Genomic DNA, 235 nt, shown 5'->3' on the forward strand with positions numbered 1-235 from the left:
GCTGGCTCATCGGGCCGATCTTCGTGCTGGCTCTGGCCTTTGCAATTCTCCTCGCGGTTTCGTCGTGACTGGAACGGAATGTAAAGATCCGGATACGCTTTGCATCCCACGAAGACGGATATCTCTTCGACAGTGTCGGGATCCTGCGCTGTACGATCGAAAGGAACCTCAGGGGCACGACGAACCAAGCCCCTGCTTGCAATAATTCCTGCCTGGAGAAATCGCAGCATTGTAG

General features: G+C 54.9%; 1 protein-coding gene. It reads right to left on the reverse strand.

The genetic code is table 11. The features are described 5' to 3' along the window. The coding region (locus tag KVS69_RS20605) for a hypothetical protein (protein WP_217540208.1) at window positions 1-235 on the reverse strand (235 nt) is incomplete at both ends.

The sequence above is a fragment of the Stenotrophomonas sp. GbtcB23 genome, assembly GCF_019091045.1.
Classification (GTDB): domain Bacteria; phylum Pseudomonadota; class Gammaproteobacteria; order Xanthomonadales; family Xanthomonadaceae; genus Stenotrophomonas; species Stenotrophomonas rhizophila_A.